This window comes from Pelomonas dachongensis (genome assembly GCF_043555865.1).
GTDB lineage: Bacteria > Pseudomonadota > Gammaproteobacteria > Burkholderiales > Burkholderiaceae_C > Pelomonas > Pelomonas dachongensis.
Genome location: NZ_JBIGHY010000004.1, coordinates 468,337 through 488,760 on the forward strand (window position 1 = coordinate 468,337; position 20,424 = coordinate 488,760).

Genomic DNA, 20,424 nt, shown 5'->3' on the forward strand with positions numbered 1-20,424 from the left:
AAATTGCCGGCTATGACAGCCTCGCTCCAAGACGACTACCAGCGCGCCGGCTTTGGCGGCACGCTGCCTTTCGGGCAACGCCCGGCTCTGCTGGTGATCGACGTGGTGCAGGCCTATGTGCAGCCCGGCAGTCCGCTGTATGCGCAGGGCTTCGTCGACGCGCTGGCGCCCAATGTGCGGTTGATCGAAGCGGCGCGTGCCGCCGGCGTGCCGGTGGTGTTCACCAATGTGGTCTATGGCGCCGAGGGCCGCGACGGCGGGCTGTTCTATCGCAAGGTGCCGGCGCTGCGCAGCTTTCTGAAGGGATCGCCGCTGGGCGCCTTCCCGGCCGGCATCGAGCCACGCGCGGACGAGGTGGTCGTCAGCAAGCAGTACGCGTCGGCCTTCTGCGGCACGTCGCTGGCGGCCACGCTGGTGGCGATGGGCGTGGACACCGTTCTGGTCACCGGCTACTCGACGTCGGGCTGCGTACGCGCGACGACGCTGGACGCGCTGCAGAACGGCTTCGCGCCCTTCGTCGTGCGCGAGGCCTGCGGCGAGCGCGATCCGCGGCCGCAGGAGGCCAACCTGTTCGACCTGCAGGCCAAGTACGCCGAGGTGGTCGACGAGGCCCGTGCTCTGGCTCTGCTCGCATCGGTGGCCGCATGAGCTTCGCCACTTCACCGGCCGGCAGCGCCGCCGCCGTGCAGGGCGGGCGCCATCGCCACGCGCTTGTCGTCGTGACGCTGCTGTTCTTCATGTGGGGCCTGCTGACCTCGCTCAACGACGTGCTGATCCCGCACCTCAAGTCGGTCTACTCGCTCAGCTACGTGCAGGCCATGCTGGTGCAGTTCTGCTTCTTCGGCGCCTACTTCCTCGTGTCGCTGCCGGCGGGCGCGGTGGTCAGGCGGCTGGGCTATCAGCGCGCGGCGGTGGCCGGGCTGGTGGTGGCGGCGGGCGGCTGTGCACTTTTCTACCCGGCCGCTGCCAGCGGCTATGCGCTGTTCCTGATGGCGCTGTTCGTGCTGGCCGCCGGCATCACGCTGCTGCAGGTGGCGGCCAACCCCTATGTGACGGCGCTCGGTGCGCCGCAGACGGCGTCGTCGCGGCTGACGCTGACGCAGGCCTTCAACGCGCTGGGCACCACCGTGGCCCCCGTGCTCGGCGGCCTGCTCATCCTGCCTGGCAAGGTGCTGTCGGCTGACGAACTGGGCCGCCTGCCCGAGGCGCAGCAACTGGCCTACCGCGCCCAGGAGGCCGCGCTGGTGCAAGGCCCCTACCTGGCGCTGGCCGCGGCACTGCTGGCCCTGGCCCTGCTGTTCGCCTGGGTGCGGCTGCCACGCATCGCCGACCACGCCGCCGACGCGGCGCCTGCCGGCCTGGGTCAGGCGCTGCGCCACCGCCACCTGCTGCTGGGCGTGGTGTGCATCTTCGTCTACGTCGGCGCCGAGGTCAGCATCGGCAGCTTCCTGATCAACTTCATGGGCGAGGCCCGCATCGCCGGCCTCAGCCATGCCGCTGCGGCGCCCTACGTCGGCTACTACTGGGGCGGCGCGATGGCGGGCCGCTTCATCGGCGCGGCCGTCATGCGCCACATCAGCCCGGGCCGTGTGCTGGGCTTCAACGCAGCGGCCTCTGTGCTGCTGATCCTGACCGCCACGCAGGCTCAGGGCGCGCTGGCCATGTGGGCGCTGCTGGCCGTGGGCCTGTGCAACTCCATCATGTTCCCGACGATCTTCAGCATGGCCCTGCACCGGCTGGGGCCGGCCACCGGCGCTGGTTCGGGCCTGCTGTGCATGGCCATCGCCGGCGGCGCCATCGTGCCGTTCGGGCAGGGCCTGCTGGCCGACCTGGCAGGCGTGCAGACGTCCTTTCTGGTGCCGGCGGCTTGCTATCTGTTCATCGTCTACTTCGGCCTGAAGTACGCGCATCTGCATCGCACCGAGGACGCGTGATGAATCTGCCTGATCGCGTGCTCGCCGCGTTGCTGGCGCTGTCAAGCGCCGTGCTCGCGCAAGCCGCAGAGCCGTCGGCGGCCTATGTCGCCATGGGCAGTTCCTTCGCTGCCGGCCCTGGCCTGCTGCCCTATGCGCCAGACGCGCCGCCGGGCTGCGCCCGCTCGCTGGCCAACTACGCCCAGCAACTCGCGACGCTGCGGGGGCTGCGCGTGAACGACGTGAGCTGCAGCGCCGCCACCACCCGCGCGCTGCTCGAGCCCTGGAACGAAATGCCCGCGCAGATCGACGCGTTGGGGACGGACACACGGCTGGTCACGGTCACCGTGGGCGGCAATGACGTAGGCTACATCGGCGGCCTGCTTGCCGCCTCCTGCGGGAAACTGGCCGCCCAAGGCCGCGTTTCCGCCAGCCGCTGCCGCGCGGCGGCCGAGCCCACCGAGGCCGACTTTGCCGCTTTGGCGCGCTCGCTGCGCGAGCTGGCCGCCGCCGTGCGCGTACGGGCGCCCAAGGCCACGCTGGTGTTTGTCGACTACCTGACCGTGTTGCCGCCCGCCGGCCTGTGCGAGGCGGCGCCTTTGCCCGAGCCCGCCGCCGACCTGGCCCGCCGCACGGCCGCCCGTCTGCTCGCCGTGACCTCAGCGGCGGCCCGCGAGGCCGGCGCCTTGTTGCTGCCGGCCTCCCGTCTGTCCGCCGAGCACCACGCCTGCGCAAGCGAGCCGTGGATGTGGGGCTACCCGGCGCCTGCCGGTGGGGCGCCGTATCACCCGAATGCTGCGGCGATGGCCGGGCTGGCGGGCGCGCTGCACGAGGCGTTGGGGCGCTGAGGCAGCGCGGGGGGGGGAGGAGCGAGGGGCTTGCGCCGATCGCTCGCGGCAATTCGTATCGGGCCGGCGAATGGCCGTACTGCAGCGATAGCCGTCTCTCGCCGTCGAATCCTGAGCTACCCGTTCCGGCCAGCTTTCAGTCGCTCGGCAGGCTGAATCTGGCTGACTTCGGTGTAAAGAGCGCAGGAGAGGTGCGCGCTCAGCCCTGACGAGAGCCCCGCTTTGAGCCAGAGGCCCGCTTGCGGCCGCGCGGATTCAGCTCCTTGTCGTTGAGCACGTAGTCGGAGTTGTCCGTCAGGCGTCGCACCGCTAGGTCAATGAAGGCGCGAGCGCGCGCGGGCTGCGACGTCCTGCTGCCGAAGTAGACGAAGTAGCTGGCGTAGTCGGGCATGTGTTCCACGAGCACTGGCACCAGTTCCCCCGCGCGGATGTAGGGCGCCGCCGTCACGCCCGCGAGTTGACCCAAAACCTTGCCGGCCAGGACGGCCTGCAGTTCGAACAGCTCGTCGTTGCTGCAAATCGTCGGCACAACAGGCTGGTCGCCCGGCTGGTCGCCGAGCTTCACCCGCCACGGCAGGACCTTCCCTGTGCTTGGGTGCCGGTAGGCACTGCAACGATGGTCGGCTAGGTCGGCCAGGGATGCCGGAATGCCAAACCGCTCGAAGTACGAGGGTGAGCCGCAGATCGGCAACTGAACAGGAAACAGCCGTCGTGCGATGACGCCTTCATGGGGTGATGGTCCAAGCCGGAACCCGACGTCCACGCGGTCTTCCACCCAGTTGCCGATCCCGTCGTCCAGCAACACGTCAGGTTGGATGTCCGGATACAGGTCGCAGAACTCGTCCACCAGTCGCCAGAGCACGGGCTGGAAGGTCGTGCGCGGCCCCGTGATGCGCAGCGGCCCCGCGAACTCGTCCTTCGCAGTTCGGGCGCTCTGCAGCGCGCGCTGCATGCCCAACAGCGCCGGCTGCACATCCTCCAGCAGCCGCTGGCCAGCGTCCGTCAACGACATCACCCGCGTCGTGCGATGGAACAGCCGCGCGTTGAGGTGGGTTTCCAACTGGGCCAGCGCCTTGCTGGCAGCCTGCGGACTGATGCTGAGCGCGAGGGCCGCCTTGCGCAGGCTCCCCAGCTCCGCGGCCTTGATGAACGTCGTGATGGAACGCAGTTCGTTGATAGCCATTTCATGCTTCTCCTGCGCGGTATTGTCTCCATTTGGATGCCAATAAAACAACCTATATGTCACTATTCGGATGCGAGTTCGGTCCCTAGAGTTCGATCTATCGAACGGAAGGACCCGCCATGCAACACGTCACCCTGAACAACGGCGTCGAGATGCCCCAACTGGGCTTCGGTGTCTTCCAAATCCCAGACGCCAAGGAATGCGCCCGCAGCGTGGTGGACGCCATCGACGTCGGCTACCGGCTGATCGACACCGCCGCGTCTTACATGAACGAGGAGGCGGTCGGCCAGGGCCTCAAGGACAGCGGCATCGCTCGGGACCAGCTGTTCGTCACGAGCAAGCTGTGGGTGCAGGAGGCAGGCTACGAGCGCACAAAGCAGGCCATCGACAAGTCGCTGCGCCGCCTGCAGCTGGACTACCTGGACCTGTACCTCATCCACCAGCCCTTCGGCGATGTGCACGGCTCGTGGCGTGCCATGGAAGAGGCCTACAAGGACGGCAAGCTGCGCGCCATCGGCGTCAGCAACTTCCAGCCGGACCGGCTGATGGACATCAAGGCTTTCAACGAGATTGCGCCGGCCGTCAACCAGGTCGAGGTGAACCCCTTCCAGCAGCAGCTCGAGAACGTGCCATTCATGCATGACCTCGGTGTCCAGGCTGAAGCGTGGGCCCCATTTGCCGAGGGGCGCAACGGCCTCTTCCAGAACCCGGTGCTACTCGACATCGCCACGCGCACGGGCAAGTCCATCGGACAGGTTGTGCTGCGTTGGTTGGTGCAGCGTGGCGTTGTGGCGCTGGCGAAGTCGGTGCGCAAGGAGCGCATGGCCGAAAACATCGCCGTCTTCGACTTCGAGCTCGACGACGCCGAGATGGCTCGCATCGCCGCCCTTGACACCAATACCAGCAGCTTCTTCTCGCATCGCGATCCGGCCATCGTCAAATGGATGTCCGAACGCAGGCTGGACCTCTGAGGGCCCACATGACCGGGCCTCAATCCCAGTCGCTGCCACGTAGCGCCAACACCGTGCTGGCCATCATCGTCGCCAGCTACCTGATGATCGTGGTGGACATTTCCATCGTCATCACCGGCCTGCCGCGCATCCAGGCCAGCCTGGGTTTCAGCTCGGCCCAGCTCTCGTGGGTGACCAACGCCTACACGCTGGCGTTCGGCGGGCTGCTGCTGCTGGGCGCGCGTGCCGGCGACATCCTCGGCCGGCGGCGCATGTTCATCGTTGGGCTGTCGCTGTTCACTGCGGCGTCGGTGGCGATTGGCATCTCGCAGTCCGTGAGCTGGATGCTTGCAGCGCGGGCCATCCAAGGAGTCGGCGCGGCAGTGCTGGCGCCTTCCACGCTTGCCTTGCTGTCGACCCATTTCGCCGAGGGCCCGGCGCGCACCCGTGCACTGTCCCTGTACGCGGCGGCGGCCGGCGTCGGTGCCACGCTCGGTCTGGTGTTGGGCGGCCTGTTCGCCGACCTCGTGTCCTGGCGAGCGGGCTTCTTCATCAACCTGCCCATCGGGCTGGCGCTGATCGTCGCTGCCCGGCGCCATATCGCCGAGACGCCGCGCAACGCCGGCCACTTCGACGTTGGCGGTGCGTTGACGTCGACGCTCGGCATGACTGCGCTGGTCTACGGCCCGGTTCGCGCGGCCGAGGGCGGTTGGCATGACGAACTCGCGTTGGGCGCCCTGGTCGTCGGCGTGTTGCTGACCGGCGCGTTCGTGTGGATCGAGCGGCAGGTTCGTCACCCCATCCTGCCGCTGCGCCTGCTGGCCAGCCGTGAGCGGGCAGGCGCCTATCTGGCCCGCCTGCTCTTCCTGGGCGGTGCAGTCGGCTTCTGGTTCTTCTCCACCCAATTCCTGCAAGGCGTGCTGCACCTGCGTCCCTTGCAGGCGGGTATCGCCTTCCTGTCTGTCACGCTGCCCAACTTCGCTTCGGCGATGGCAGTGCCGAAGCTAACTCGGCGCTTCGGCAGCGAGAAGCTCCTGATCGCCGGTCTGCTGTTGGGCGTGGTCGGCCTGTTGTGGCTCGGCCAGGCCGGTGAACACGCCAGCTACTGGGTCAACGTCGCGCCGCCCATGCTGCTCATCGGACTCGGCCAGGGCCTGCTGCTGGCGCCGCTCACCGCCGCGGGCGTGGCGGGGGTTGCTCGCGAGGACGCCGGCGCCGCGTCGGGCCTCGTCAACGTGGCGCACCAACTGGGCGGTGCGCTCGGTCTGGGGCTGTTGGTTCTGGTCTTCGCCAGCGCCATGCCCGCCGATGCACAAGGCACGGAAGCCCTGGCCCACCGCATCTCCGCAGTGATGGACACCGCCGCGCTACTGCTGGGGCTGTCCACGCTCGCGGCATGGTTCCTCATCGTCGTGCCACGCCGTCGTGGTCAATCGCAACAACAGGAGGTGCTCTCGTGAAATCACTGCTTTGCCTTGCCCTCAGCGGCCTTGCTTCCGCCGCTGGTGCGGAGTCGGCCGCCGCCGTCGCACCGGTTGTGGAAGTTCGCGCGGCATCCGCCCAGCCCGCCGCCACCGGTTCGACCGGCAACTTCACCGGCGTCGTGCGCATCAGTTCGCCCTTCCAGGCCTTGCCTCCTGGCAAGGCGGGCGGTGCGACGGTGACCTTCGAGGCGCGTGCCCGGACCGCATGGCACACCCACCCGCTCGGGCAGACGCTGGTCGTGACGGCGGGTCTCGGGCTTGTCCAACAACAGGGCCAGCCGGCCAGTGCCATCCGGCCTGGCGATGTCGTCACGATCCCGCCGAACGTGCGCCACTGGCACGGCGCCGGCCCGGGTGGCCCGATGACCCACGTTGCCATCGCCGAGAAGGTGGACGGCGTCTCGGTCAGTTGGCAAGACAAGGTGACCGATCAGGACTACCAGGTCGCGTTCTCCAGCAGCGGCCTCGAAGCGCGCGGCGGCGACAAGCCCAAGGCCCTGACCCGCAGCCACCCGACGTCGGAAACCCTGTCCGCCAAGCAGATCGCCATCCCGCTGATGGCCGCCTTCATGGCGAGCAGCGACATGCCTCGGCTGAATGCCGCACTGAATCAGGGGCTGGATGCGGGCCTGACCGTCAGCGAGGCCAAGGAGGTGCTGGTGCAGCTCTACGCCTATGCAGGCTTCCCGCGCAGCCTCAACGCGCTTGGCGAGCTGATGAAGGTCGCGGATGCACGCCAGAAGCGAGGCCTGCACGACGAGCAGGGCAGCGAGCCCAGTCGCATGGTCGCTACCGGTGGCGACCTCGTCGCGGCCGGTACGGCGAACCAGACCGAGATTTCCGGCGGGCCGGTGCAGGGCGCGGTGTTCGACTTCGCACCCGTCATCAACCGCTTCCTGCAGGCGCACCTGTTCGGCGACATCTTCGAGCGCGACAACCTCGACTGGCAGAGCCGCGAGCTTGCGACCGTCGGAGCGCTCGCGGCCACGCCGGGGGCCGAGGCGCAGTTGCGCTCGCACATGCGCGCCAGCCTGCGCGTGGGCCTAACCGCCGCGCAGTTGCGGCAACTCGTGCAGGCACTGGGTAAATCGGTCAACGCCGAGGTCGCCGCCCGCGCAAACCAAGCACTGACGCAGGCCCTGGCGGCATCGAAAGGTTGAGCATGAACATCACCCGAATTCTCTATGGCGTTGGCGTCGCGATGGCCACGTTGCTCGCCGGCTGTGCCACACAAGCCACGCGGCCGCTGGGGCCTCTGGTCATCGAGTCGCAGGGCAGCTTCGCCGTCGGCGGTGTCGTCAAGCACACACCTGGAACTTACGACAACAACAAGCCGACATCAGCGGGACAGAGCTTCCACGGAGATCACCTCTACGCCTCCTACCAGGTGCCTCAGCACGCCAAGGCGCTGCCTATCGTGATGCTGCACGGCGCGTTCCAGTCCGCGCGCAGCTGGGAGACCACCTCGGACGGCCGGGAGGGCTTCCAGACCCTGTTCCTGCGCCGCGGCTTCCCTGTCTATCTCGTCGATCAGCCGCGCCGAGGGCGCGCCGGCAACAGCACCGTTGCCGCGTCGACTGAACCAGCACCCAACGACCAGCTCTTCTTCGACCAGTTCCGCATCGGTAAGTGGCCGAACTACTTTGACAACGTGCAGTTTGATCGGCGCCCTGAGACGCTCAATCAGTTCCTGCGCTCGGTCACACCCAACACTGGGCCCTACGACGCCGGCGTGATTGCAGACGCGATCTCGGCGCTGTTCGACAAGGTCGGTCCTGCGATCTTGTTCACCCACTCGCAGGCCGGCGGCCCGGGTTGGCTGACGGCGATGAAGAGCCCGAACGTCAAGGCCATCGTGGCGTTCGAGCCCGGCAGCGGCTTCATCTTCCCGCAGGGTGAGTTGCCGGCTGTCATGCCCAGCGCTGCGGGGACCCTGGCTCCCGAGGCGGTATCGCTTGCGGACTTCCTCAAGCTCACCCGGGTTCCCATCGTCATCTACTACGGCGACAACTTCCCCGTGGAGCCCACGTCCGAGCGAGGCCAGGACAACTGGCGGGTGCGCCTGGCCATGGCGCGCCGGTGGGTCGCGGCCGTCAACCGGCACGGGGGCGACGCGCGCCTCGTACATCTCCCCGAGGTTGGCGTCCGAGGGAACACGCACTTCCTCATGTCCGACCTGAACAACGTGCAGATCGCCGACCTAGTGTCCGCGTTCCTCATCGAGAAGAAGCTCGACTGACGCGTTGGCGGGGCCACGCCATCGCGGTTCAGTCGTGTAGTAGACCGGAGTCCCTCATGACCATTGAAGCCATCAACGACCAGCGCCGCGAGTTCCTCAGGACATCCGCTTTTGCGCTTTCCGCATCAACCCTGGGTGTTTCAGCCATGACCATCAGCACCGCTGCAACCGCAGCCGACTACAAAAAGAACCCGTTCACGCTGGTGTATGGGGACGCCATCACCGTCAACGTCCCGGGAAAGGTCAACATCCACCCCGTGACCTACAAGCTCAACGGCTTGTCCATCGTCGCGAACATCTATACGCCGGCCAACTTCGACCCCACGAAGAAGTACCCCACAGTGGTCGTCGCGCATCCGAACGGCGGTGTGAAGGAGCAGACGGCCGGCTTGTACGCTCAGCGCCTGGCGGAGCAAGGCTACGTGGCGATCACGGCCGATGCGGCCTACCAGGGTGGAAGCGGAGGTGTGCCGCGCTCGGTGGACACACCCTCGAACCGCATCGAAGACATCCACGGCATGGCGGACTTCATCAGCACCTACGCAGGTGTGGACGCCAGCCGCCTGGGCCTGCTCGGCATCTGCGGAGGCGGCGGCTACTCGTTGGCCGCGGCGAAGACGGACAAGCGGTTCAAGTCCGTCGCAACGCTCAGCATGTTCAATTCCGGTCGTGTCCGCCGCAACGGCTACGCCGACTCGCAGCTCGCCACGATCCAACAGCGTATGAAGCATGCCTCGGACGCACGCGCTGAGCAGATGGCCGGCGGCAAGGTCCTGTACTCGGGTGATGCGGACATGACAGATGCCCAGATCGCCGCGCTGCCATACGACCTGTACCGCCAGGGCTACGAGTATTACTGGCGCACCCACGCCCATCCGGGCTCGACGTTCAAGTACACCACGAGCAGCTTGCTGGACCTGATGCGCTGGGACGCGACCGACCAAATCGAGCTGATCGAGCAGCCGCTTTTGATGATGGCCGGCAGCAAGGCCGACAGCCTCTACATGAGCGAAGCGGCGTTCGCCAAGGCCACCGGCGCGAAGGCCAAGGAGCTGTTCCTGATCGACGGTGCCACGCACATTGAAACGTACTGGGTTCCCAAGTACGTGGAGGTCGCGGTGGGCAAGCTGACCTCCTTCTACAACGGAACGCTGTAGTTGATGTCCGCTCCGTGTGAGGAGCCGACATTCGCCCAGCTAGGAACGAAGGACAGCAATCAGCCTGTAGCGGTCAGCGGTGCCCTGCTGGCCCAGGCTGTTCCTGACCAGCAAACACTGCCTCACTCTCTCACGGCTTCCTCGCGCACTGCAGCTCGTCCAGCAACGCATTGAACCGCTCCGCCGCGCCGTTCTCCACAAACATCGCATGCCCGGCTTCAGGGAACTCGGCCACCCGCGCACCCGGCAGGGCCGCGCGCAGTTTCTGCGCCACGGCGGGCAGCATGATGGCGTCGCGGCTGCCGAGGGCGAGGGTCAGTGGCAGTTGTTGGAGCGCCGGCAGCAGGTCAGCATTCGCGCCCGCGCCGCGCACGGCCATGGCGCTGTCGAGATAGGGGCCCACGCGCAGCGAGGCGGCGGCGAGCTGGGCGCGCAGCCCGGGCTCGACGCTGTTGCCAAAGACGAACTGTGCCGAGCGCTCCGCCGCGGCCACGCTTTGCGCCAGGTCCAGGTTGGGCGGGCGCGGCGCGTTGGCGGGCCCGCTGCCCGGCGCTGCCAGCAGGCCGGCCGGGGATGACACCAGCACCATGCCGGCAATCGGTACTTCAGGGTGCAGGCGCAGGAAGTCCATCGCCACGTTGCCGCCGAACGACCAGGCCACCACCAACGGCTTGACCAGGCCGCTAGCCCGGATGACGGCCGCCATGTCGTCGGCCCAGGGGCGGCTGTTGTCATAGGCGCTGGCCTGCCAGGGCTGGCCAGAGTTGCCGTGGCCGCGCAGGTCGTACGCGACCAGGTGGCAGCGTTGTGCCAGGTCCGCGCCGAACTGGGCGGACCAGCTCAGGTAGCTCTGTTTGTAGCCATGCAGGAACAGCACGCCGGGCCGCCCGGCCTCGCCCTTTTGCACGAGGTTCAGCGGCACGCCGTCGAAGCCGACGACGGTGCTGAAGCGCGCGCCCTCGAACGCGGTCTTGGGCTGGGCCAGCGCCGCGAGCGGCGCCAGGGCCAGGCTGGTGGCGAGCAGCAGGACGGTCTTCATCAGCGGGCGGGGTTGCATTGGCGGGCGGCGGCGGTGACGAGGTTGGGCACCAGCGAGTCGTCCCAGTCGAACGCCGCAGCGCCCAGCCGCACGATGACCAGTTGCTCGGCCGGCGAGACGTAGACGCGCTGCGCACCGGCGCCGTCGAAATACACCATGTCCTCGGCGAGAAACGGCGCCTTGGCCGGTACGGTGGCCGGCGTGGCCGTGTTGTAGCCGCGCTGGGGCGCATGCGGGCTGGCGCGCCAGAGCTGGTAGCCGTAGTTGGGGTTGGCGGCGCTTGGTGTGGACATGGTCTTCAACCACGCGGCGTCCACCACCTGGCGGCCGTCGACGCGGCCTTGCTGTGCGAACAGCAAGCCCAGTCGCAGCCAGTCCTCGGGGCGGGCGAACAGCGCGCTGGACGTGCGCGCCAGGCCGCCGGGATGGTCCAGCGTCACGTAGGCATCGGCCGCGCCGAGCGGCTGCCAGAGCCGACGCGATAGGTAGTCGGCATAGCGCTGGCCGGTGGCGCGCTCGATGACCAGCCCCAGCAGCTGCGAGATGCCGCTGGCGTAGTTAAAGCGGCTGCCCGGTGCGTCGCTCAGCGCGGCGGCCAGCGGTACGGTGGTGCTGTCGGGCCCGTAGAGCGCACGGCTGTAGTCCGAGCCGGGCTTGAGGTCGAAGGGTAGCGGCGCCAGGCCGCTGGCCATCTGCAGCATCTGCTCCACCGTAATCGTGCCGCGCGGATCGCCGGCCCATTCCTTGAGCCAGCGCGACACGGGCGTCTGCAGGCTGGGAATGGCGCCGTCCGCCACCGCCTGGCCCACCAGCAGCGCCAGCACCGACTTGTGCATGGACGCGGGCTCTGCGCGCGTGTCAGGCCCGTAGCCGGGCGCGTGGTGCTCGAACTCCACCGCACCCTGGCGCCAGACCAGGAAGCTGTAGCTTTTCACGCGCTGGATCTCGGTGAGCGCCGGCGCGAGGTTCTGCTCGTTCAGGCAGGCCGCCTCTACCGTGCGGCGCGGCAATGCCTGCACGCTGGCAGCGCCGGCGACGCGCTCGGCCGGCCATTGCTGGGGCTGGTTCAGGTCCAGCAGTGAAGGGCTGCCGGCCTTGGGGCGGGTGGCCAGGCGCCAGTCGTAGAGCCAGCCCCAGTCGGCCTTCAGCTCAGGGTGCAGGGCGGCGTAGAGCAGGTTGGGGAGCGCGTGGTCGCGCCATACGGGCGAGCCCTTGCCGACGCGCAGGATCAGCAACTGCTCGCTGGGGATCAGGGCCAGCTGCAGGCCGCCGGCACCGCTGAGGAAGTACAGGTCGGGCGCCGTGGCCTTGGCCACGCTGCCTTCCGGCGCGCCGCGGTTGCGGTGCAGCCGGGCGTCGTACCAGGCCGAGCCCAGCGCGACCTGGAAGCCGAAATTGGGGTTGGCCGCCGACGGGCTGTGCAGCGCCTGCACAAAGCTCTCGTCCAGCAGGCGCCGGCCCTGCCAGACGCCGTCGTCCAGCAGCATCTGGCCCAGTCGCACCCAGTCGCGCGGCAGCGACCAGATGCAGCAATACGGCATGGCCCGGCCGCCCTCGCGGTCCATCAGCATCTCGCCATCGGCCGCGCCCAGCGGCTGCCACAGGCGCTTGCCGACGTAGTCGACATAGGGCTGGCCGGTGGCCCGCTCGATGACCAGGCCCAGCGCCTGAAGGTTCTCGTTGTCGTAGGAGAAGTCCTTGCCCGGCGCATAGGCCAGTGGCGCAGCGGCAATGGCAGCCTCGACGTCGGCGCCGTAATGCAGCTGCATGAAATGGCTGGCCGGATCCGCGCTGAAGGCGTTGCGAAAGCCGCCGCTCATGGACAGCAGCTGGCGCACGGTGATGTCGCGGCGCGCCGGGTCGCGCCATTCGGTCAGCCAGGTCGAGGCAGGCTGGTCCACCGAGGCGATCTTGCCGTCGGTCACGGCAGCGCCCACGGCCAGTGCCGCCAGCGTCTTGGCGAAGCTGTGCGAGCTGAACTGCTTGTCCACGCCCGCCTCGCCGAAGTAGCGCTCCAACTGCACCACGCCCTTGTGCACCACAATGATCGACTGGCCGTTGCTGGCCTGTACGAACTGCGCGGCCTCCTCCAGCGCGTGCGGCGGCAGGCTGCCACGGCCCGGTGCGGCGCTGGGCAGGAAGGGGCCGGGTGCGCCCACCAGCTTGGCCAGCGGCCGGTACCAGCTCTTGGGCGGCTGCAGGGGGTCGGGCGGCGGGTTGTCCACCCGCCACCAGAAGCTCGCGTTGCGGGCATCACGTGGCGGCGCGGTCTGCGCCTGCGTGGCGGCGGCGGCCAGCAGGGCAAGCCCTGCGATCAACAACAAGGGCTTGCGTGACTTCATCTTCAGGGCTTCTTGACGCGCGGCGCGGCCGGCTTCTGGTCGTGGGCATAACGCTCCAGGCTGGAGAGGCTGGGCCCCTCGACCTGCTCGGGCGCCACCAGGTACTTGGGGTAGCGCGCCTTGACGCGCTCGATGACGTCCTTGGGGTGGAAGTCCAGCGTCTCGTGCGAGGCCATCGTGCCGGTGTAGATGATGTGGCCGGGCGCCTGGTCCATCAGCATCCAGGGCAGCCAGGGCGTCACGCGGTTCCACACGCCGTGGTAGGGGATGTGGCCCAGGCTGGCGTCTTCCAGGTCGCTGCGGCGGATGATGTAGCGGAACATCTCCGAGACGCGAGTCATCTTGCCTGGCGATTCGCGCGGCCACTGCTCGGGCTGCATCGCGCTGGGGTAGTAGAGATGGATGTCAGACTCCAGACCCACCGTGTCGGCGTCCAGCAGGCTCCAGTTGCGGATGAAGGGTCGCTTGGGCCGCGTTTCCTTGTTCAGGCCGCCATAGCTGGGTGGCTGAGGGAAGTGGTCGGAGATGACGTAGTTGTAGGGGTCGTTGGCGACGTCCACCACCTTGACGCGCTCGCCGGTGTAGGGGTTGTCCCATTCGTCCATCAGCAGGCCGGTCTCGAGGTTGCGATAGAACACCACTTCACGGCACAGGCGCTGGTAGCTGTCGTCGGCCTGGCGTACCACGCGGATGGTGCTGAAGACCTCGAAGCGCATCAGCGGACGCAGCTTTTCGCCGTCTCGCACGCCGGCGACGACGCCGGACGCCAGGCCGTAGACAAACTTCTTCGGGTCGGCGTTGGCTTCCAGGCGGGCAGAGATATCTCGGTTCCACACGGGGTCCTTGAAGGCCAGCGGGCGCTTTGCCGCTGCGGTCGCCTGCGTGGAGGCGCAGCCAGCGGTGGCGCTCACCAGGGCGGCGCCGGCAGCCAGGCGCAGCGCGCCACGGCGGTTCAGTTCATCGGGATTCATGGATGTCGATCTCCGGGAATGGAAGAGGGCGTTCAGACGACGGCGCAGACCGTCTTGAGTTCGAGGTAGTTGTCGATGGCGGCCTGGCCGCTCTCGCGGCCCCAGCCCGATTGCTTCACGCCGCCAATGGGCAGGCTGGCGTCGAACATCAGGTGGCAGTTGATCCACACGGTGCCGGACTTGAGCCGTGCCGCCGTTCGCTGCGCGGTGGAGAGGTCGCGCGTCCAGACGCTGGCCGCCAGGCCGTAGTCGGAGTCGTTGGCCAGCGCCAGCGCTTCCTCCAGCGAATCCACCGGCGTGGCCACCAGTACGGGGCCGAAGATCTCTTCCTTCACGCAGGCCATGTCGGGCCGCACGTCCACCAGCACCGTGGGCTCGATGAAGCTGTCGTTGGGCCCCAGGCGCCCGCCGCCCACCAGCGCGCGCGCACCGGCGGCGATGGCATCCTGCACGTAGCGGTGCACGCGCCCGGCCTGCCTGCGGCTGACCAGCGGGCCGATCTGCGTCGTGGCGTCCAGGCCGTGGCCCAGCTTCAGGCCGCGGGCGATGTCGGCGATGCCGTTGACGACGCGGTCGAACACCTCACGGTGCACGTACAGCCGCGAGCCCGCCACGCAGACCTGGCCGGTGTTGAAGAAGATCGCGTTGGCCGCGCCGGCGATGGCCGCGTCCAGGTCGGCATCGGGCATGACGATGACGGGCGACTTGCCGCCCAGCTCCAGCGTAACGCGCTTGAGGTTGCCGCCCGCAGCGGCCAGCACGGCGCGGCCCACGGGCGTGGAGCCGGTGAAGGAGATCTTGTCCACGCCCGGATGCGCGGCCAGCGCGGCGCCCACCACGTCGCCGCGGCCGGTGACGATGTTCAGCACGCCCGCCGGCAGGCCTGCCTGCAGCAGCAGCTCGCCCAGGCGCAGCGCGGTCAGCGACGTGTCCTCGGCCGGCTTGAGCACCACGCAGCAGCCGGCGGCCAGCGCCGGCGCCAGCTTCATGGCCGTCAGCACCAGCGGTGAGTTCCACGGCACGATGGCCGCGACCACGCCCACCGGCTGCTTGAGCGTGTAGGCGAACACCTGCTTGCCCGCCGGCTGGTAGTTGATGGACGTGGGCACGGTGTTGCCCTCGATGCGCTGCGCCTGGCCGGCGAAGAAGCGGAACTGCTCGGCCGCGCCGGGGATCTCGGCATAGCGGCCAACCCAGACCGGCTTGCCCTGGTCCAGCGTTTCCAGCTCGGCCAGTTCGTCGAGGTGCTGCTCGATCAACTCGGCGGCGCGCCACAGAATCCTGGCGCGCTGGCTGGGCGTCATCGCCGGCCAGTTGCCCTGCTCGAAGGCGGTGCGCGCTGCCTGCACCGCGCGGTCGGCGTCGCAGGCATCGGCATCGGGGAACCGGCCCAGCACGGCGCCGGTGGCGGGCTCGGTGGTCTCCATCCACTTGCCCGAGCGGGCGGGAACCCAGTCGGCGCCCAGCAGCATCGGGTGGTCGCCTCGGGCAAGGAACTCGATGGCGGCTTGGTGGCTGGCCTGGCGGCCGGGAATGTCGAGAGTCATGCGTGCGCCTTTCGGGTTCAGGCCTTGGGAGGGATGTGCTCGTGGTGGTGTTCGAGGTACCAGCGCGCAACTTCCTCGCGGGTGGTGAACCACACGCCCGGCAGTGCCTTGGCGTACTCCAGGAACTCCCGCAGCGCGCTGATGCGGTAGGCGCGGCCGCTGACATGCGGGTGAAGGCCCACATTCATGATGCGGCCGGTCGTGGCGCCTTCCTTGTGCAGCACCTCCAGCTCCTCGATCAGCACGTCGCGGTACTCGGCCGTGGTGTGGCCGCGCCGGGTCAGCAGCGTGAAGTCGTTGATCTCGTTGGAGTAGGGCGTGGAGACGATGGGGCCGTGCGGCGTCTGGACCAGGTAGGGCTGGTCGTCGTTCATCAGGTCGCAGTAGAACTTCAGGCCCTTCTCGGCCAGGATGTCGGCGGTGTTGAGCGTGCCGCGCAGCGACGACGACAGCCAGCCCTGCGCCTTGCGGCCGCAGACCTGCTCGTAGACGGCCAGCGTGCGCTCGATGACGGCGCGCTCGGCCGCCACGTCGCCGGCGAAGTTGGTCAGCAGCTCGCCCTGCTCATAGTTGTGCGCGATGACCTCGCAGCCACGCTTGAGCGCCGCGGTGACCATAGCCGTGCGGCGCAGGCCGGTCACCGCATTCATCGTCACGGCCGGCTTGATGCCCATCTCGTCGAACAGCTCGTACAGCCGCCACACGCCCACGCGCTGGCCGTACTCGCGCCAGCTGTAGTTCGGGAAGTCGGGCACGTTGCCGGGCAGCGTGTCGGGCAGGATGGCCGGCCCTCCGGCGTAATAGGGCTTGTCGGTGTCCTTGATCAGGTCCCAGGTTTCGAGGTTGATGGTCAGGAACAGGGCAACGCGCTTGTCCCCGGGCCAGCGCAGCGGCAGGCGTTCGGGCAGGGGCACGTAGTCGTAGTGCATGTCGGGTCTCCGGGCAGTCAGTTCTTGCGGCACGCGGCTGGCTTGGCCGTGCCGACGTATCGGTCAAGAAAGGCCATCGCGTCGGCCGCGCTCTGCGCCGGCTTGTCGACGATGAGCAGGTGGCCGGCCGCGGGGTACATCACGCGCTCGGCCACGCAGGCGTTCTTCAGCGCCTGCACGAAGGCATCGGCCGTCTTCGGGCTGAGCGCTTTGTTGGCCTCGCCCCATAGCACCAGCGCTGGCGCGCGCACATGGGCCAGCACGCGCTGTGGGTCGCCGCGCTCGTACAACGTGCGGCCGGCGATGGACTCCTCGCCGCGGCCGACGATGTTGGCAAACGCGAGCTTGCGCTCCACCATTAGCGGCGTGACGAGCGCCTGGTTGAACAGCACATGGCGCAGGTTCTTCTCGATCTCGGCCGCCGTGATGACCGCGTCGTAGAAGAGGCTGGTGCGCGGCGCCGAAGCGGCGGATGCGGCCGGTGCAGCGGCCGGCGGCTTGCCGTACTCGACGCCGGCCGAGCTGGCCAGGATCAGCGCGCTGACACGCTCGGTGCGCGTGGCGGCGTAGCGGAACGCCACCAGGCCGCCGTAGGACGTGCCGGCGATCGAGAAGCGCTCGATGCCCATCTGGTCCATGAAGGCGTCGATGAGCGAGTTCATTCGGTCGACCGAGTAGTTGCCGCTGCGCAGCCGGCCGCTCAAGCCGAAGGCCGGCATGTCGAAACGCAGCACGCGGTAGCGCTTGGCCAGCACGGCCGCCCAGCCGTCCCAGTCGGCCAGGTCGCCATTGGTGCCCTGCATCAGCAGGATGGCCGGTCCGCTGCCCTCGTCCTTGTAGTGCAGGTTGACGCCGTCGATATCGACGAACTTGGACTGGGCATCGGCAAAGCGGGCGATGACCGATTCGCGGCTCAGCACGCGGCTGGTCTTGGCCGGCTCGGCCGGCTGCGCCGTGGCGGACAGCGACAGCAGCAGCGCGACGACCGGCAGGAGCGAAGCGAGTTTCATGAGCGTTCCTGAACGTCGAGGGACACGGTGGCGGCGTCGAAGTCGAACTCGGCGAAGTCGTCGCGTGGCACCGGGTCATCGGCTGAAGCCGTAACCAGGTGCTGGTGGATGCGCAGGCCGTGCGCATCGGCGCGCTGGACGACGTGGGTGGCGCGCGGGTAGCGCAGGCGCTCGTAGCAGGCGAGCGCCGCTTCGACATCGGGGCCACGCGCCAGCGCGCGCGCCATCAGCACGCCGTCCTCAATGGCCATGGCCGCGCCCTGGCCCAGGAAGGGCAACTGCGGGTGGGCGGCATCGCCGATCAGGCTGACACGGCCCTGCTGCCAGCGCGGCAGCGCGGCGCGGCCGAACAGGCCCCACTTGAAGGCGCCGCTGCTGCACAGGCCCTCGATCATGTCCTCGGCTTCTTCATGCCAGCCGGCGAAGGCGGCGCGCAGTTCTGCCGGGTCGGCGGGCAGCGACCACCCCTCCTCGGTCCAGCTGTCCACGCGGGCGAACGCCACGACGTTGACGGCCGACTGGTCGCGTACGCGGTAGCGCAGCAGGGTGCGCTGCGGTCCTAGGAAGACGGCCGTGTCGGGCGTGAAGTCCGGATTGCGCAGCGACTCGACCGGCACCACGCCGCGCCAGGCGACGTAGCCCGTGAAATCGGGGGCGCCATCGCCGTACAGCGCGGCGCGCACCGCCGAGCGCACGCCGTCGGCACCCACCAGGCAGCTGCCGCGGAACGTGCCGGCGGCGGTCTCCACCGTGACGCCGTTGCTGTCTTGCGAGATGCCCGCCACGCGGGCGCCGAGCTTCAGCGCGGCCGGGTCCCACCGGTGCAGCTCGTCGGTCAGCACGTTGTGCAGGTCGGCGCGCAGCAGCTGCAGGTAAGGGCTGCCCCAGCGTCCCTCCATCGGCTTGCCCATGTCGTAGGCCACCATGTCGGCGCCGGTCTTGTAGTGCTTCATGGCCGCGCGCTGCGGCCAGTTGGACGCCGCCCGCAGCGCCGCGCCCACCCCCAGGCTGTCCAGCGCGCGGGTGGCGTTGGGCGCCAGCGAGACGGCTGCGCCGACCTCGCGCAGCACGGCTGCCTGCTCCAGCACGCGCACCGGCACGCCGGCGCGCAGCAGGCCCAGCGCGGTGCACAGCCCGGCGATGCCGCCGCCGGCGATGAGCACCGGCTGGTCGTGGGTCATGGCGCCGCTCATGCCTGCGCCGTCTCGCTGATGACCTGGTCGTACTGCTGCTTGCTCTCGGCCTGCCGCAGTTCATGCGCCTGCTTTTGCACCAGGTAGTACAGGCGCTCGAACAGCTGCTGGCGGCGCAGCTCGCGGGCGTCCAGCGCGGCCTGGTCCAGCACCAGCGCGTCGATCTCGCTGGCCATGTCGATGCCGTGGGCGGCCGAGACGCGCTCGATGGCGTCGACTCGGTCGCGCAGCACGCTCAGCTCCTGGGCCAGCACGAGCACCATGGACATCGCATCGTCCATGCCCGGCGTGGCATAGAACTGAGGGCGCTTGCCGCGCGCGTGGCGCTGGGGCTTGATCGGGGCGCTCATGCCAGCACCGCCTTGCGTGCGACCAGCACTTCCCAGCCGCCGCCGGGTGCGAACTCGCCGGCCGTGAACTCGCGCTCGGCCACCGCGCTGGTGGAGTCGCCGGTGTAGCCGGCCGCGCCTTCGGCCGCGGATTCCAGAATGGCCATCGGCGCGGTCGCGAACTTGACGCTGTCCCGCGGGAAGCCGGCGTCCACCGCCAGCTGGATCTGGTCGAGCTCTCTCATCGCGCCCCAGAACGGTTCGTTGTTGTACCAAGTCTCGTTGTCGAGGATGAACTGTGTGAACGGGCTCATCAGGTCGAAGGGCGGCAGGTCGGCGTGGATCACGTAGCCGCCAGGCGACAGCAGGCGGTGGCACTCGCGCACGATGCGCGGCATGGCCTTGCCGCTGGTCTCGTGCAGCAGGATGTGGCTGACGATGAGGTCGAAGTGGCCGTCCTCGAAGTCGGTCTTCTCGGCGTTCATCTGCGCGAAGTTGACGTCCACGCCCAGCGCCGCCGCACGCGCGTGGGCGTAGCGGATGACCGGGCCGCCCACATCGATGCCCCAGACCTCGGCGTCGGGGAACAGCGTCTTGTAGGGCAGCGTGGAGTGGCCCACGGTGCAGCCCATGTCCAGGATGCGGCGCGGCTTGAAGCCTGGCAGGTTGCGCTTGACGTAGTTGCAGACCGAGCGGCCCATGTCGTCGTTCAGCGGGCCGGCGAAGCCCATGCCGTACAGGTAGGCGCCGCGGTCGTACAGCGCGGCCACGCTGACGTCATCGGCCGTCACCTCGCTGGCGTAGCCGCCGGGCATGCAGTGGATGTCCAGCGCCGTCACGTAGCGCGGCGGCACGAAGTCGGCGTCCAGCCGCAGTTCGGCTTTGGACTGCGCCGAGAACTTGCGGGCGTTGTCGATGAGATCGGGCAGCTGGCGTTCGACGGAGTCGATCACCGAGTTCCACATCATTTCCTGCGAGATGCGGTTCAGCGCCGCGTAGTGCTGGAAGTACGGGTCCGGCTCCATGGCCTTGCGGATGTCGCGGCGGTCCTTGGGCGCGTGGCCGTGCGCCCGCTCGAAGGCCTGGGTCGCACGGTGGGTGAACACCGGCTGCAGGCCTGGCAGCAGGCCTTGCTGCACGAACTGCTTGAGGCTTTTGGAAAACTCCTGCCGCGACGCTTCGTCGTGCGTGGCGCTTGGCAGCATCGGGTGTCTGGCTTGCTGGAAGGTGTTGAGCACGTGGACTCCTTATCTCGAAAATCACTGTAGGACTGGGCTTCTCGGCGCGCGC

18 protein-coding genes are annotated in these 20,424 nt (G+C 68.6%); 8 read left to right on the forward strand and 10 right to left on the reverse strand.

The window, feature by feature from the left end:
- Positions 1-12: 12 nt before the first annotated feature.
- The 3 genes from ACG02S_RS14185 to ACG02S_RS14195 are packed head-to-tail and all read left to right on the forward strand — an operon-like array spanning position 13 to position 2,761.
- Positions 13-648: an isochorismatase family protein gene (locus ACG02S_RS14185; RefSeq protein WP_394471106.1), complete on the forward strand. Its 636-nt coding sequence runs from the start codon at positions 13-15 to the stop codon at positions 646-648.
- Entirely contained in the window at positions 645-1,934 is a 1,290-nt protein-coding gene (locus tag ACG02S_RS14190; protein ID WP_394471107.1) for a sugar MFS transporter, read from the forward strand. Before ACG02S_RS14185 ends, ACG02S_RS14190 begins: the two co-directional genes overlap by 4 nt.
- A complete protein-coding gene (locus ACG02S_RS14195) occupies positions 1,934-2,761 on the forward strand; it encodes an SGNH/GDSL hydrolase family protein (RefSeq protein ID WP_394471108.1) in 828 nt (275 codons plus the stop codon). Before ACG02S_RS14190 ends, ACG02S_RS14195 begins: the two co-directional genes overlap by 1 nt.
- 199 nt (positions 2,762-2,960) lie before the next feature.
- Here the strand turns inward: ACG02S_RS14195 and ACG02S_RS14200 are convergent, their stop codons facing one another.
- A complete protein-coding gene (locus ACG02S_RS14200) occupies positions 2,961-3,944 on the reverse strand; it encodes a LysR family transcriptional regulator (protein ID WP_394471109.1) in 984 nt (327 codons plus the stop codon).
- 119 nt (positions 3,945-4,063) lie between these two features.
- On the opposite strand from ACG02S_RS14200, the gene ACG02S_RS14205 reads away from it, so the two are divergent.
- The 5 genes from ACG02S_RS14205 to ACG02S_RS14225 are packed head-to-tail and all read left to right on the forward strand — an operon-like array spanning position 4,064 to position 9,774.
- Positions 4,064-4,915, forward strand: coding sequence for an aldo/keto reductase (locus tag ACG02S_RS14205; RefSeq protein WP_394471110.1), 852 nt, complete (start codon positions 4,064-4,066; stop codon positions 4,913-4,915).
- Positions 4,916-4,923: 8 nt separating this feature from the next.
- Complete coding sequence (locus ACG02S_RS14210; RefSeq protein ID WP_394471111.1) at positions 4,924-6,354, forward strand: MFS transporter; 1,431 nt, start codon at positions 4,924-4,926, stop codon at positions 6,352-6,354.
- The gene (locus ACG02S_RS14215; protein WP_394471112.1) at positions 6,351-7,538 is read left to right on the forward strand and encodes a (R)-mandelonitrile lyase; all 1,188 of its coding nucleotides are present in this window, start codon (positions 6,351-6,353) and stop codon (positions 7,536-7,538) included. Before ACG02S_RS14210 ends, ACG02S_RS14215 begins: the two co-directional genes overlap by 4 nt.
- Before the next feature lie 2 nt (positions 7,539-7,540).
- Positions 7,541-8,617: an alpha/beta hydrolase gene (locus tag ACG02S_RS14220; protein ID WP_394471113.1), complete on the forward strand. Its 1,077-nt coding sequence runs from the start codon at positions 7,541-7,543 to the stop codon at positions 8,615-8,617.
- Between the two features lie 56 nt (positions 8,618-8,673).
- Complete coding sequence (locus ACG02S_RS14225) at positions 8,674-9,774, forward strand: alpha/beta hydrolase (RefSeq protein WP_394471114.1); 1,101 nt, start codon at positions 8,674-8,676, stop codon at positions 9,772-9,774.
- 130 nt (positions 9,775-9,904) lie between these two features.
- On the opposite strand, the gene ACG02S_RS14230 is transcribed toward ACG02S_RS14225, so the two are convergent.
- From ACG02S_RS14230 to ACG02S_RS14270, 9 genes are read right to left on the reverse strand one after another with little or no spacing between them, the layout of a single operon-like run.
- Positions 9,905-10,813 (reverse strand): alpha/beta fold hydrolase, encoded by a 909-nt coding sequence (locus ACG02S_RS14230; protein ID WP_394471115.1) that lies wholly within the window; start codon positions 10,811-10,813, stop codon positions 9,905-9,907.
- Positions 10,813-13,155: a serine hydrolase domain-containing protein gene (locus ACG02S_RS14235; RefSeq protein ID WP_394471116.1), complete on the reverse strand. Its 2,343-nt coding sequence runs from the start codon at positions 13,153-13,155 to the stop codon at positions 10,813-10,815. Before ACG02S_RS14235 ends, ACG02S_RS14230 begins: the two co-directional genes overlap by 1 nt.
- Positions 13,156-13,157: 2 nt before the next feature.
- On the reverse strand, positions 13,158-14,126 hold the full coding sequence (locus tag ACG02S_RS14240) for a DUF1838 family protein (protein WP_394471117.1): 969 nt from the start codon (positions 14,124-14,126) through the stop codon (positions 13,158-13,160).
- Between the two features lie 32 nt (positions 14,127-14,158).
- On the reverse strand, positions 14,159-15,673 hold the full coding sequence (locus ACG02S_RS14245; protein ID WP_394471118.1) for an aldehyde dehydrogenase family protein: 1,515 nt from the start codon (positions 15,671-15,673) through the stop codon (positions 14,159-14,161).
- 17 nt (positions 15,674-15,690) lie between these two features.
- On the reverse strand, positions 15,691-16,602 hold the full coding sequence (locus ACG02S_RS14250) for a polysaccharide deacetylase family protein (RefSeq protein ID WP_394471119.1): 912 nt from the start codon (positions 16,600-16,602) through the stop codon (positions 15,691-15,693).
- Positions 16,603-16,619: 17 nt separating this feature from the next.
- On the reverse strand, positions 16,620-17,612 hold the full coding sequence (locus tag ACG02S_RS14255; protein ID WP_394471120.1) for an alpha/beta fold hydrolase: 993 nt from the start codon (positions 17,610-17,612) through the stop codon (positions 16,620-16,622).
- The gene (locus ACG02S_RS14260) at positions 17,609-18,793 is read right to left on the reverse strand and encodes an FAD-dependent monooxygenase (protein WP_394471121.1); all 1,185 of its coding nucleotides are present in this window, start codon (positions 18,791-18,793) and stop codon (positions 17,609-17,611) included. The genes ACG02S_RS14255 and ACG02S_RS14260 overlap by 4 nt, the downstream gene beginning before the upstream one ends.
- 8 nt (positions 18,794-18,801) lie before the next feature.
- Positions 18,802-19,155 (reverse strand): hypothetical protein, encoded by a 354-nt coding sequence (locus ACG02S_RS14265; RefSeq protein ID WP_394471122.1) that lies wholly within the window; start codon positions 19,153-19,155, stop codon positions 18,802-18,804.
- Positions 19,152-20,372 (reverse strand): class I SAM-dependent methyltransferase, encoded by a 1,221-nt coding sequence (locus ACG02S_RS14270; RefSeq protein ID WP_394471123.1) that lies wholly within the window; start codon positions 20,370-20,372, stop codon positions 19,152-19,154. Before ACG02S_RS14270 ends, ACG02S_RS14265 begins: the two co-directional genes overlap by 4 nt.
- Between the last annotated feature and the right edge of the window lie 52 nt (positions 20,373-20,424).

What these genes read in the sequence shown, in the direction of transcription:
- ACG02S_RS14185 (WP_394471106.1), top strand. Translation starts at nt 13, where the DNA reads ATGACAGCCTCGCTCCAAGACGACTACCAGCGCGCCGGCTTTGGCGGC.
- ACG02S_RS14190 (WP_394471107.1), top strand. Translation starts at nt 645, where the DNA reads ATGAGCTTCGCCACTTCACCGGCCGGCAGCGCCGCCGCCGTGCAGGGC.
- ACG02S_RS14195 (WP_394471108.1), top strand. Translation starts at nt 1,934, where the DNA reads ATGAATCTGCCTGATCGCGTGCTCGCCGCGTTGCTGGCGCTGTCAAGC.
- ACG02S_RS14200 (WP_394471109.1), bottom strand. Translation starts at nt 3,944, where the DNA reads ATGGCTATCAACGAACTGCGTTCCATCACGACGTTCATCAAGGCCGCG.
- ACG02S_RS14205 (WP_394471110.1), top strand. Translation starts at nt 4,064, where the DNA reads ATGCAACACGTCACCCTGAACAACGGCGTCGAGATGCCCCAACTGGGC.
- ACG02S_RS14210 (WP_394471111.1), top strand. Translation starts at nt 4,924, where the DNA reads ATGACCGGGCCTCAATCCCAGTCGCTGCCACGTAGCGCCAACACCGTG.
- ACG02S_RS14220 (WP_394471113.1), top strand. Translation starts at nt 7,541, where the DNA reads ATGAACATCACCCGAATTCTCTATGGCGTTGGCGTCGCGATGGCCACG.
- ACG02S_RS14225 (WP_394471114.1), top strand. Translation starts at nt 8,674, where the DNA reads ATGACCATTGAAGCCATCAACGACCAGCGCCGCGAGTTCCTCAGGACA.
- ACG02S_RS14230 (WP_394471115.1), bottom strand. Translation starts at nt 10,813, where the DNA reads ATGAAGACCGTCCTGCTGCTCGCCACCAGCCTGGCCCTGGCGCCGCTC.
- ACG02S_RS14235 (WP_394471116.1), bottom strand. Translation starts at nt 13,155, where the DNA reads ATGAAGTCACGCAAGCCCTTGTTGTTGATCGCAGGGCTTGCCCTGCTG.
- ACG02S_RS14240 (WP_394471117.1), bottom strand. Translation starts at nt 14,126, where the DNA reads ATGAATCCCGATGAACTGAACCGCCGTGGCGCGCTGCGCCTGGCTGCC.
- ACG02S_RS14245 (WP_394471118.1), bottom strand. Translation starts at nt 15,673, where the DNA reads ATGACTCTCGACATTCCCGGCCGCCAGGCCAGCCACCAAGCCGCCATC.
- ACG02S_RS14250 (WP_394471119.1), bottom strand. Translation starts at nt 16,602, where the DNA reads ATGCACTACGACTACGTGCCCCTGCCCGAACGCCTGCCGCTGCGCTGG.
- ACG02S_RS14255 (WP_394471120.1), bottom strand. Translation starts at nt 17,612, where the DNA reads ATGAAACTCGCTTCGCTCCTGCCGGTCGTCGCGCTGCTGCTGTCGCTG.
- ACG02S_RS14260 (WP_394471121.1), bottom strand. Translation starts at nt 18,793, where the DNA reads ATGACCCACGACCAGCCGGTGCTCATCGCCGGCGGCGGCATCGCCGGG.
- ACG02S_RS14265 (WP_394471122.1), bottom strand. Translation starts at nt 19,155, where the DNA reads ATGAGCGCCCCGATCAAGCCCCAGCGCCACGCGCGCGGCAAGCGCCCT.